An 11,734-nucleotide genomic window follows, 5' to 3' on the forward strand; every position below is an offset into this window, starting at 1 on the left:
AGCGGTCTGAAAAGGAGAAGGAGAGCGCGCCGGATATGCCGTTTTCGCAGATATACCGGGTGCCAACGGGCCGATCGGTCCGTACCGTATGACCTTGGCACCGAAAGACCCCGTGTTCTTCGGACAGACCAGTCCACGGCGAGAGAGGCCTACGTTGGCTACGTATCTTTACAGGTTGGGGAAGTTCGCTTTCCGCCACAAGTATCTTGTGGTGGCCGCGTGGATTATCGTGATCGCGGTGGTGGGGGGCGCTATCAGCGCCACAAATCCGACGTTCTCCAAGGAATTCAATCTTCCGGGCACCGATTCACAGCGTGCGACCGAGTTGATGAACGAGAACTTTGCAGCTGCAGCGGAGCAGCAAACTCAGGCGTCGACCAGCATTCTCATCGCGGCAGACGACGGACTTGCCGCACACAGCGATCAGATCGACCAGTTGATCGCGCAGGCGAAGACGTTGCCGGACATCGTCGATCCCGAGAAGATCGTCAATCCGGTCACTCTCGCGGAGACCAATCCAGCGGTGGCGTCAGCCGTTCTCGGCGACAACGGCAAGGTCGGGCTGATCCAGCTCAATCAGTCGATTCGCATCGAGGATCAGACGCAGGCCAACAAGACTGCGTTCCTCGATTTGATGGCAAAATTCCGCTCCGGTGGTCTGCAAGTCGAAGGAACCGGTTCGATGATGCAGGTGCAGGCCGCGGGCGGCCTGTCGGAGATGCTCGGCTTCGCGGTGGCGTTCATCGTGATGATCGTGGCGTTCGGCGCACTCATCGCGGCCTTCATTCCGTTGTTCACTGCAATTCTGGGAATTGCGCTGGCCACTCTGACGGTCACACTCGGCTCGGGCTTCTTCGACATCAACGAAGGCGTCACGGGAATCGTCACGATGATCGGCATCGCAGTCTCGATCGACTATGCGTTGTTCATCGTGTCGCGCTACCGCAGTGAGCTCAACTTGGGCGGAACCAGGGAAGCGGCAGCCGGGCGGGCAGTAGGTACTGCCGGTTCGTCTGTCGTATTCGCAGGCCTGACAGTGGTGGTTGCGCTGGCAGCCCTGGCGGTGGTCGGGGTTCCGATGATCACGCAGATGGGAATCTCGGCAGCGGTTGCCGTCATCATCGCTGTGCTCGGCGCAATCACATTGATCCCAGCGGTTCTGGGTATCTTCGGTCGGTTCGCGTTCTCGCCTCGTATCCCCGGGCTGCGCCACGGTGACGAGCCCGAGACGATGGAATCCAACGGGCATCGCTGGGCCAAGATAGTCACCAAGTACCCGTGGCCGATCGCGGGTGCTGCGCTGGTGCTTCTGGTGATCGCGGCTATTCCGATGACGAAGCTCGAACTCGGACTCTCGTTCACTCAGGACGAAGAGCGACCGGCACTTGCCCTGCTGCAGCGTGGGTTCGGTGAAGGCGTCAACGGCGAATTGTTCGTCGTGCTCGACGCTCCGGACGGAACCGACATCACCGCGATTGCCGAAGGCACTGTCGCGCACATCAAGGGCCTCGACAACGTCGCAACGCCGGATCAGTTGATGTGGGTCGGAAACGGACCCGACGCGGCAAACCCGATGGCGGGCGCCAACTCTGCGCTCATCGCGGTCACCCCACAGATGTCGCCGAGCGGTCCCGAAACCCACGAGCTGATGAATCAGATCCGGGATTACGGATCGACGGTGAAGTCGGAAGGAGCAGAACTCGGTGTAGCGGGTCAAACCGCGATCGTTGCCGACATGTCGTCGAAGCTCAGTTCCGCGCTCATTCCTTATCTCATCGTCGTGGTCGGGCTTGCGTTCATCATCATGATGGTCGTCTTCCGCTCGATCCTGGTGCCACTGACCGCAACTCTCGGATTCCTGTTCTCCGTCTGTGCGACCTTCGGCGCCACGGTGGCCATTTTCCAGGAGGGCGACTTCGGGCTGATCGAGCACACACAACCGATCATCTCGTTCCTGCCGATCTTCATGATCGGTGTGGTGTTCGGGTTGGCGATGGACTATCAAGTGTTCCTCGTGACGAGAATGCGCGAGGAATACGTGCACGGATTGTCGGCCAAGGACGCCATCATCTCCGGCTACACCCATGGCGCCCGCGTGGTCGCGTCGGCGGCCATCATCATGATCTCCGTCTTCGGTGCATTCATGCTGTCCTCGGAGACGACAAGCAAGATGATGGGCTTCGGCCTCGCGGCGGCAGTCTTCTTCGACGCCTTCATCATCCGCATGATCGTGATTCCTGCGGTCATGTCGATCCTCGGTGATTCGGCGTGGAAGTTGCCCGCGTGGCTCGACAAGATCCTGCCGAACGTCGACATCGAGGGTGAAGCGATTCGGCGAATTCCGATCGAGCAGGATCCGGATTCCGATCCAGACCCGAATCAGGTGCCTGTGAGGGTGTAAGCACTCAGGTCGTCAGAACGGGGTGCCGGTTGCACAGCAACTGGCACCCCGTTCTTGTGTGTTCATACGGCGCGAGCGCGATAGGAAACCATCCGGTTGGTAACAAAAATCGCTGTGATCGCGACAGGACTTCCAGAGGCGACGCGCATCGGGGGCGAGCCGTGACGGTGACTGCGAGGGTACGTGTCGAAGGAGCAAACCGATTCGAGTCGGGCCGAGAAGTGGACCTTCGCGCTGACGGTCGTCTCCCTGATCGCCGGCGGGACAGTCGTTGCCGGGCTGGTGGATCGGTGGAGCAGCTCGCCGTCCGATGACATCTCGGTAGCTGCGTCTTCGTCGATCAGCATGACGTCCACACCGGACGAGATGGCGCCGGAGGACGTGCCTGAATTCTCGTACGTCACGCCGAGCGCGGTGTACCCGACCACGATTCCGGGTTGCGAGAGCGTCGAAGCGCCAGAGGAGGAGACGTTCTTCTCCTACATTCTGGACGGTTCTGACACGTACGACGATCCGCGCTTTCCGTGGTTCTCGAGCGCCAAGGCAGCCGCGATGTCCGACGCGGTCAAACAGGCGCTCCCGAAAGATGTCGAGCTGAAGTTCGCCAGCCCGGGTAATTCGCTGCAGTTCGGGCCGATCTCTGCACCTTCGAACACAGATGGGCTGCCCGAGGGATTCTCGCTCGAGGAGTTGGCGTCCACCACAGCGTCCGGGACGCTGATTCGGGACGGGAAGATCGGCGCGCTCAGCCTGATGCTGCACTCGAGTTCTGATCCGATCCCATCGTGTGTCGCGGGGTCGCTCGTCGAACGTCGGGTGCTGGCCGATCAGTCTGTGGTGGATCTGCAGGATACGTGGACCGAAACCAATGGTGTACGCACCCTTAATCGGTCGGCAATGTTGTACGGCGCCGACGGGACCCGGATTCAGGCGTATGTCAACGACACGAACAACGACGGAGGTCGGGACGCCGAGAGTTCCGGCGTGGTGCCACTGACGCTCGACGAACTTGCAACCCTTGTCGCAATGCCACAACTGCTGATCACGACGCCTGTTCCCCCGGGCACTGCACCGCTTTCGCCAGAGTGCCACGGAATCCCTCGAGATTCCGGCGACGGGGCCGAACTCGATCGCGCGACAATCGAACGTCTCAACGCCGTACTCGAGATCAGATGGCGCGCTGTACCTCCGGGTTTTCCGATTCTGGACGCCGGACCGGGCACCCTGACGGTCGCGGAGAATGACAAGTCCACCGCATGTCAGAGATTTCACACTCGGACGGGAGACAGCGAGGCGACGCTCAACATGACAATTACCGGCGGACAACCACTCCCCACGGAGCCCAACAAATACGACCCTTCCTACGACGGGCACCCCTTGGAGGTGGTGACGCGACCGGATGGATCCGTGATCGAGCGAGACGAACGGCACTACGCGACCGTGCCCATGACAAATGACGGCTCGAAAGCAGAATCGACGCAGGAAACGAGCAGGTCGGTGGTCGTCACCCGCCCGAATGGGACCCAAGTCTCGGTTTCGTCGTCGGCTGCGATCCCGAACGATCCGATGACGTTCGAGCAGTTGGAGTTTCTCGCGACGACCGAAGGCCTGGAGATTCGATGACCACCAGATTCTCCCCGAAGACGCGCCTTCGGATCGCAGCCGCTGTAGCCGTAGTCACCGTCACTGCCGCCATCGCCACGGTGGTCACGTCGACGAGTTCCGAACCGACAGCGATCTCGTCGCCGCTATGGAGCGTCGAGGCCTCCGAGATTCTCGGGCGCGAGTTCGCGATATTTCGGAGCCCACTCGTGGGAACCGAATTCAACATGGACATGGGTGGATTCATCGACGCCGGATCACTTGTGGTCACGATGATCGGTATGCCTGATCGTCAGGCGTATTCGTTGGACGACGCGGAATTGGTCGGATTGGACGCCGAGGACGGCGCTGTCCGTTGGCGCACGTCGGCGGTCGACATCGGTGGTTGTTCCGAAACCTTGCTCGGCGACTCGTTGCTGTGTTTCTCCGGGCCGTACGTATCCGGTGGTTCGTACTCGCTGTTCGACATCGAGACTGGAGAGCGACGAGACATCAAGACGCCGTGGGCGCCGATCATTGCGGTTGTCTCGGGTGACACAGTCCTCGCGCTCGAAGGTGATATCGAGAGCAACGACGTTCGCGTGCACAGCGGAACGGTCGACGATCCGGAAGCGAACTGGTCCAAGGCGTTCGACATCGGTGGATCGTGGGAAGACGGATACGTCGATCGTATGATGTCAGTTCACGGTGATCTGGGTGTGATCACTCTCGACGAGTCTCTGGGATTCGATCTGAAGACGGGCGAACAGCGCTGGGTGCACGGTTACTCCACCTGCTCGACCGCGCACACATCGTCTGACGGCGTGACCTTGGTGTCGGATGGCGGTTGCGAAGGCAATGGCCGTCCGACAAGTGAGTACGCGCTCGATCCGCACGGGCGCGAGTTCGCCAGGACGGACGAACTCCCCTCGGAGTCCTCGTATTTCGGGGGGCGGTACAGCCGAGATGATCCCGCGGGAGGATCGACTCCGATTATATTGGGACACAGTGGTTTCGACCGGAAATCTGGCGAGAAACTATGGACCAACAGCGAGGTGTTCGATGCCGCGCAGTCGTTGGCGGTGATCGGCAACGTGGTCGCCGTGACTCGTTCCGGTTCCGAGCCCGAGGTCCAGTTCGTGGACCTCTTCACCGGTGAGGTCCTGTGGCGATCGAACGCCGAGCGCGCCGGAGAGATCGTCTGGCACGGGGATGTCGTCGTCGACGACGGCAATGTCTACGGAACAGATGTCAGGACCGGCCAACGGAGTTGGGAGGTTCAAGTGGAGCGGGACGGGGACGACGAGTTCACCCCCTGGGCGATGCCGCGGGAGCTGTGGGCGGGGGACAAGGTGCTGTTGCGCTCGAGCGAAGATCGAATCACAGCGTTGAAACTGTCGTGAAATTCGGTGGCTGCGAATCTGTGGTGAGGAGCGGAACTCGATGGGCTACTGGTGAACTGGCATGATTCGACCTTTCGACATGCCGAACAAGCGCCTGAACTCCAGGCGCTCCTGCTCGAAATTGTAGAGGCGGTAGACGGGCCACACGAGCGCGTGGAGCATCGAGTCGCCCCAGATGGTCAGTTTGAGGCGCCAATTCATGATGTTGTGAAGGTGCAGAACCGATTCGGATGCTTGGTTGTACTTCAGGTACTCCAACGGAGGGGTTTCACCGCGTCGACCGGACGTTTCTGCTCGCATGTCGGCGATCTGACCGATCGTCATCCCTTCCTCCCGAAGGCACAGTGAAAGGTCGATATCTTCGTGGATGTCCGGCCGGTCACTGACTTGCTCGCGGACGGACAGCCATGCGCTCTTTCTGATCGCCATGTTCGCTCCGGCGACAGCGAGTACTTGACGTTCGCAATCGAACTTCCCCTGCTTCACCTGCCTGTCCAGTGCGTAGCGGTGGATTCGAGCAAACGGCGATTCGAAGAGGTAGGTGAGTCCGGCAACCGCTGAATGAGCGGTGCTGCGTTGGAAGAAACTCTTGACCGCATCTGCCCATCCCGGTTGTACCCGTGTGTCCGCGTCGATACGACCGATGATGTTGCCGGTCGAGGCGTCGAAGCCCGCGTTCCGGGCGTGTACGACGCCTTGGCGGGCCTCGAAGACATATCTGACTTTGTCGTACTTCTCGGCGAACTCCTGGATGATCGATGCGGTACCGTCCGTCGAGTTGTTGTCGACAATCAGAATCTCATCGATTTCCGACTGGGTCAGTAGACGCTCGATGCAGCCGGAAACCGCGTTCTCTTCGTTGAATACCGGAACAACCACCGAAAGTCGATTAGTGGACAAGTGTTCAATATCCTGCATGGGTGCGGTCACTGTATTCCTTTGCTGGGCAATTGGGTCCAGTCCTTCGCAAAGGTTACGATAGCAATAGGTGACCATTCGGACAATTTGAACCGATGGCGATATGATCAATCCCGCAACAGCTTATTGCGGGAAACTATCAGCATAAGTGCAGCTGGCACGGCATAAATGCATGCAGATAAGGCTTTCAGAACTGATTGATTTTTACCCACTCGGGTCTATTCGTCGGTTGAACACCGGACTTTAGTCCTTTTAATTCCGGCAAATATAATGCCGCCCGTTCGCTGATTTGTGAATCGCCACTGCGGCAACCGCCTGGCAATATCTAGATGTCGCAAGTCGCTTTTCAGTGAAAGTGGAGTCGGTGCAGCGCAAGTGCCATATTTGTAGATTCAACGGACCCTTGACGGCAAGGTTGCCGCCATCTGCAAATATTTGCTTTTGTAGCTGTCGGTCTGGATTTTCCAGTGAAGTCTGCCCCCGCGACTCTTCAGCACCGATCTCCGATGTGCAAACAGCAGCCGGCACCTACCTATCGGGTCAGGATGCCTTCGGTTTCGGGTGCCGGAACGGTTTTCCCCGTGATCGGATCGACTTCCTCGAGCGGTGGAACGTCTTCTCCGTCGAGCACTCGGCGCATGCGCTCCTTGTCGAGCTGCCCCTCCCAATTGGCGACCACGAAGGTTGCGACACAGTTCCCGAGCAGGTTCACCGAGACTCTCATCGAGTCCATGATTCGATCGGCGCCCAGTAGAAGAGCGACGGCGGCGACCGGAATTGCGCCGTGACCGATTGCGGCCACGGTGGCGGACAGTGCCAGGAATGACGATCCCGGCACCCCGGCCATTCCCTTGGACGTGAGCATCAGTACCAGGACAGCAGTGATCTGTTCACCGAGCGTCAGGTCCACTCCGAGAGCCTGAGCCAGAAACAGCATGCAGATCGACAGGTACAGCGTCGCGCCGTCGAGATTGAACGAGTAGCCGGTCGGCACCACCAATCCTGTTGTCGTGCGCGAGCATCCGGCGTTGGTGAGCTTGACCATGATTCGGGGCAGAACTACTTCGGTCGACGCCGTTCCCAAAGCGAGGAAGAGTTCGTCCTTGATGTACTTGACGAACTTCCACAGGTTCACGCCCGCGAAGTACCTGACTATCGCGGCCAGGATGAGGATGAACAGGACGGCGGCGAGATAGCATGCGGCGATCAGCTTTCCGTAACTTCCGAGCGAAGCGATCCCGTACTGGCCGACGATGTATGCCATCGCACTCAAAGCGCCCAACGGCGCCAGTCTCATGATCCAGCCGACGATCATGAAGAACAAATGGCTCAGACGATCGACGTGTCCGAACAGTGCGGCGAAGAAGAGGGTCTGGAGCGGTGTGTTCTCAGCGAAGGCCGAAACTGTCGAGACAGGAATGATGTTGAGCAGGAACTTGGCGGTGGGGGGGATTCGCCACTGCCGGTTTTGTGGTCACGACCTCGAAGTAGATGAGAGCCTTGACGCCGATGCGCCCCACCGCTTTCAGATTGCCGACGTGGGCGATCCCGATCACTACGGTGCAGAAGATGATCGGCGCGATCAGCATTTTGATCAGCTTGATGAACCCGTCGGCAAGGGGTTTGAGGTTCGCGCCAAATTCCGGCCACAACCAGCCGATGAGAACACCGATGACGATAGCGGCGATCAATTGCACGAACAGTGATCGGTACCAGGGAGGCTTGTTGGCAAGTCGCGCGAGCTCGCTGTTCGGCAGTTTTACGGGAGTGGGCATGGACGAGAACGGTAGGTCTGCTCGATTGCGAAATAATAACTCGCGAATGTCGTGGGTGTAACGCGTCGAGGTTGCATCTCGGACAACAATTCGGTCAACAAGCGACAGTTGTGTGTGACTGTGGTTATTGTTTCCCTGAGCGGTGATCTTCCGTCCGCGTGCATGCACGACGTGTGAGAGGGGCTGTCATGGGGCAAATTATCGGAACCATCATTTTCGGCGCAGTCATCGGAATCCTGGCTCGTCTCGTACTGCCAGGTAAGCAGCAGTACGGCATGATCGTGACCGTCGTGCTGGGTATCGCCGGAGCGCTTATCGGGTACTGGGTCTGGGGAGCGATCTCTGACAAGGGCGATACGGGCGGAATCGACTGGATCCGCTGGATCATCAGCATCGCCGCGGCGGCCGTGCTCTCGATCGGCTACAGCGCCGTCACTGGCAAGAAATAGCAAGCCAACGCAATTCTTTTTGTTTGCCCTAGTTGTCCGACCCCAGTTGTGAGCGAACGGCACTCTCGTCGCCTCAGGTGCGCCGAAAGGCGCGTTCGCTCAGGGGAGGGGTGCCTAAATTCAGAGCGCCCGTCGCTGCAGATGCAGCGCCTCGAGGAACTGGGCAGGCAGATCCTGCTCGAGGATTTCGTCGTCAGGATGCGGAAGCGCTTTGATCTTCGCGAACTCGTCGTTGAGGCGTTCCATCTTGACGTCGAGGCGGTGTGCCGCGGCAGCAGCCTCGGTGAGTTCGTCGAGGAGTTCGACGGGAACCTCGCGGTTGTACTTGTAGTAGATCTTGTGTTCGAGGCTCGCCCAGAAATCCATCGCGATGGTGCGGATCTGGAGTTCGATCGGAACGTGCCGGACGCGGTCACTCATGAAAACCGGGACCTCGACGATCAAGTGCAGGCTCTTGTAGCCGTTGGGTTTCGGATCGGCGATGTAGTCCTCGCGCTCGATCACCCGAAGGTCCGTCTGGCTGGTGAGCATCTCGGCGATGCGGTACGTGTCGGAAATGAAGCTGCAGGTGATGCGCACGCCGGCGATGTCGAAGATGTTCTTCGAGATGTCGTCGATCGTGAGCGGGATGTTCAGGCGTTGAGCCTTACGTAGGATGCTGTCCGGCGACTTGACTCGTGACGTCACGTGTTCGATGGGGCTGTACTGATTGATGTGAGTGAACTCGTCCTTGAGGATGTTCACCTTGGTCATCAGTTCGGAGATTCCGAATTGGTACAACATCATGAAGCGGGAGAACTCGGTCCGCAGTTCGGCGAAATCGGCCCGGCTGACCCCACTGCTGTCTTCCACGTTCGGCACCCTCATCTGTTAGCTGGTGTAACCAGTCTGCCACCGATTGTGCCGTGTCCGGTTTCAGTGGGTGCGCAGTGCGGCGAGTGTCATATCCCGCAGGACGCGGCGTGCGCGTGCCGGCGAAGCGGGGTTGGCGCTGTGAGGGGTCGAGTTGATCAGGCCGAAGGTGGCGTGCGCTTTGATGCGCGCATCCGCCTGGTCGAGTTGGGGATCGAGTTGCTCGAGCACACCGACCCAGACCTCGACGTACTTGCGCTGCGTTTGGCGTACTTGTCGACGCGCGTCGGCCGGCAGGCTTTCGAGGTCGCGGTCCTGGATACGGATCAGGTCTGGCTCGCCCAGTGCGAAGTCGAGGTGGAACTCCACCAGTGCGTCGAGAGCAGCGCTCGGTGAGTCCGCTGCCTCTGCTGCCGCTGATCCGCCTTCGTGCAGTCGTGTGCTGATGCCGACGAGAAGTTCCACGAGGACGGCATCCTTGTTGGGGAAATGCCGGTACACGGCCGGGCCGCTGATGCCGACGGCCGCGCCGAGGTCTTCGAGTCGCACACTCACGAATCCGCGCTCGGCGATCAACCGGGCGGCGGCGTCCAAGAGTTGACGACGACGGTCGGCCTTCATCTGATCGCGTCGCGTCGGAGCTGCTACCTGCTCAGAGGTCATTCTCTCGATCTTTCTTCGCTTGTGTTCTGGACAACTCAGTTAATCATAGTTAATCTAGTTTCAGTTATCGAGCATTAACTCATGGCGAAGGCGGCGGGATGACTCCCAGTGGAATCACGCAAGGATCGGGCTACCGGTCCGATCACACCGTTCTGGTGGACGAACTGAAGAAGAAACTGGCGCAAGCAGCGCTGGGCGGCAACGAGCGCTCTCGCGAGCGCCACGTGAGCAGAGGGAAACTGCTGCCGCGAGATCGCGTTGACTCGCTGCTCGATCAGGGCAGCCCGTTCCTCGAGCTGTCCCCGCTGGCGGCCAACGGCCTGTACGACGACGAGTGCCCCGGCGCCGGCGTCATCACCGGTATCGGCCGTGTGTCGGGCCGCGAGTGCGTCATCGTCGCCAACGACGCGACGGTCAAGGGCGGCACCTACTACCCGATGACGGTGAAGAAGCACCTGCGCGCGCAGGAAGTTGCGTTGCAGAACAACCTTCCCTGCATCTACCTCGTCGACTCCGGCGGCGCTTTCCTGCCGCGCCAGGACGAAGTCTTCCCGGACCGCGAGCACTTCGGCCGGATCTTCTACAACCAGGCGACCATGAGCGCCAAGGGGATTCCCCAGATCGCCGCAGTTCTCGGTTCGTGCACCGCGGGCGGCGCCTACGTGCCCGCGATGAGTGACGAAGCAGTGATCGTCCGCAACCAGGGCACCATCTTCCTCGGTGGTCCGCCGCTGGTGAAGGCGGCCACCGGTGAGATCGTCACGGCGGAAGAGCTCGGCGGCGGCGACCTGCACTCCAAGGTTTCCGGCGTCACCGATCACCTGGCCGAGGACGACCGCGACGCACTTCGCATCGTGCGCAACATCATTGCCACACTCGGCCCCCGCTCCGAACGCCCGTGGGACGTCATCTCCACCGTTCCGCCCGTCGCCGATCAGAGCGAGCTCTACGACGTCGTTCCGACCGATCCCCGTACTCCGTACGACGTGCACGAGGTGATCACCAAGCTCGTCGACGGTGGTGCGTTCCAGGAGTTCAAGGCCGAGTACGGCAAGACGCTCGTCACCGGTTTCGCCCACATCGAGGGCCATCCGGTCGGCATCATCGCCAACAACGGCGTGCTCTTCGGCGAATCCGCCATGAAGGGAGCACATTTCATCGAACTGTGCGACAAGCGCAGTGTGCCGCTTCTGTTCCTGCAGAACATCGCGGGCTTCATGGTGGGACGCGATTACGAGGCAGGCGGCATCGCCAAGCACGGCGCCAAGATGGTCACGGCAGTTGCGTGTGCACGGGTCCCTAAGCTGACGGTTGTCATCGGCGGCTCGTACGGCGCCGGCAACTACTCGATGTGTGGACGCGCGTATTCACCTCGCTTCCTGTGGATGTGGCCGAACGCGCGCATCTCGGTCATGGGCGGCGAGCAGGCCGCGTCGGTGCTCTCGACCGTTCGTAGTGACCAGCTCGACAGTGCGGGTAATCCGTGGTCGGCCGAGGACGAAGAATCCTTCAAGGCGCCGATCCGCGAGCAGTACGAGGCTCAGGGCAATCCGTACTACTCCACCGCACGGCTGTGGGATGACGGTGTCATCGACCCCGCAGATACCAGAACTGTTCTCGGCCTGGCCCTTTCGGTGTGCGCAAACGCACCGATCGAGCCGGTCTCCTACGGCGTCTTCCGGATGTGAGCGA

Annotated in this window: 8 protein-coding genes and 1 pseudogene; 5 read left to right on the forward strand and 4 right to left on the reverse strand. The window is 60.1% G+C overall.

Translation table 11 applies throughout. The features are described from left to right. The first annotated feature begins 154 nt into the window (after positions 1 to 154). The 3 genes from DBV08_RS28795 (at position 155) to DBV08_RS28805 (ending at position 5,385) form a co-directional block, all read left to right on the forward strand. Positions 155 to 2,401, forward strand: coding sequence for an MMPL family transporter (locus DBV08_RS28795; RefSeq protein ID WP_124569673.1), 2,247 nt, complete (start codon positions 155 to 157; stop codon positions 2,399 to 2,401). 183 nt (positions 2,402 to 2,584) lie between these two features. Further along, positions 2,585 to 4,024: a hypothetical protein gene (locus DBV08_RS28800; RefSeq protein WP_124569668.1), complete on the forward strand. Its 1,440-nt coding sequence runs from the start codon at positions 2,585 to 2,587 to the stop codon at positions 4,022 to 4,024. After that, the gene (locus tag DBV08_RS28805) at positions 4,021 to 5,385 is read left to right on the forward strand and encodes a PQQ-binding-like beta-propeller repeat protein (protein ID WP_124569669.1); all 1,365 of its coding nucleotides are present in this window, start codon (positions 4,021 to 4,023) and stop codon (positions 5,383 to 5,385) included. The genes DBV08_RS28800 and DBV08_RS28805 overlap by 4 nt, the downstream gene beginning before the upstream one ends. A gap of 45 nt (positions 5,386 to 5,430) precedes the next feature. Here DBV08_RS28805 and DBV08_RS28810 read toward each other — a convergent pair whose 3' ends face one another. Beyond that, on the reverse strand, positions 5,431 to 6,285 hold the full coding sequence (locus DBV08_RS28810; RefSeq protein ID WP_260395801.1) for a glycosyltransferase family 2 protein: 855 nt from the start codon (positions 6,283 to 6,285) through the stop codon (positions 5,431 to 5,433). Positions 6,286 to 6,835: 550 nt separating this feature from the next. Next, positions 6,836 to 8,078, reverse strand: a pseudogene (locus DBV08_RS28815) (cation:dicarboxylate symporter family transporter). 188 nt (positions 8,079 to 8,266) lie between these two features. On the opposite strand from DBV08_RS28815, the gene DBV08_RS28820 reads away from it, so the two are divergent. Continuing rightward, complete coding sequence (locus DBV08_RS28820) at positions 8,267 to 8,527, forward strand: GlsB/YeaQ/YmgE family stress response membrane protein (protein ID WP_003942027.1); 261 nt, start codon at positions 8,267 to 8,269, stop codon at positions 8,525 to 8,527. 120 nt (positions 8,528 to 8,647) lie between these two features. Here the strand turns inward: DBV08_RS28820 and DBV08_RS28825 are convergent, their stop codons facing one another. Together DBV08_RS28825 and DBV08_RS28830 are read right to left on the reverse strand one after the other, a co-directional pair. Further along, a complete protein-coding gene (locus DBV08_RS28825; protein WP_019744227.1) occupies positions 8,648 to 9,394 on the reverse strand; it encodes a GTP pyrophosphokinase family protein in 747 nt (248 codons plus the stop codon). A 48-nt stretch (positions 9,395 to 9,442) separates the two neighbouring features. Continuing rightward, a complete protein-coding gene (locus DBV08_RS28830; RefSeq protein ID WP_003941968.1) occupies positions 9,443 to 10,042 on the reverse strand; it encodes a TetR/AcrR family transcriptional regulator in 600 nt (199 codons plus the stop codon). 98 nt (positions 10,043 to 10,140) lie between these two features. Here DBV08_RS28830 and DBV08_RS28835 point away from each other — a divergent pair, with 98 nt between their 5' ends. Then, entirely contained in the window at positions 10,141 to 11,730 is a 1,590-nt protein-coding gene (locus DBV08_RS28835; protein WP_042453308.1) for a carboxyl transferase domain-containing protein, read from the forward strand. The last annotated feature ends 4 nt before the right edge of the window (positions 11,731 to 11,734 follow it).

The sequence above is a fragment of the Rhodococcus sp. KBW08 genome (assembly GCF_003852455.1).
GTDB lineage: Bacteria > Actinomycetota > Actinomycetes > Mycobacteriales > Mycobacteriaceae > Rhodococcus_F > Rhodococcus_F baikonurensis.

What these genes read in the sequence shown, in the direction of transcription:
- DBV08_RS28805 (WP_124569669.1), top strand. Translation starts at nt 4,021, where the DNA reads ATGACCACCAGATTCTCCCCGAAGACGCGCCTTCGGATCGCAGCCGCT.
- DBV08_RS28820 (WP_003942027.1), top strand. Translation starts at nt 8,267, where the DNA reads ATGGGGCAAATTATCGGAACCATCATTTTCGGCGCAGTCATCGGAATC.
- DBV08_RS28825 (WP_019744227.1), bottom strand. Translation starts at nt 9,394, where the DNA reads ATGAGGGTGCCGAACGTGGAAGACAGCAGTGGGGTCAGCCGGGCCGAT.
- DBV08_RS28830 (WP_003941968.1), bottom strand. Translation starts at nt 10,042, where the DNA reads ATGACCTCTGAGCAGGTAGCAGCTCCGACGCGACGCGATCAGATGAAG.
- DBV08_RS28835 (WP_042453308.1), top strand. Translation starts at nt 10,141, where the DNA reads ATGACTCCCAGTGGAATCACGCAAGGATCGGGCTACCGGTCCGATCAC.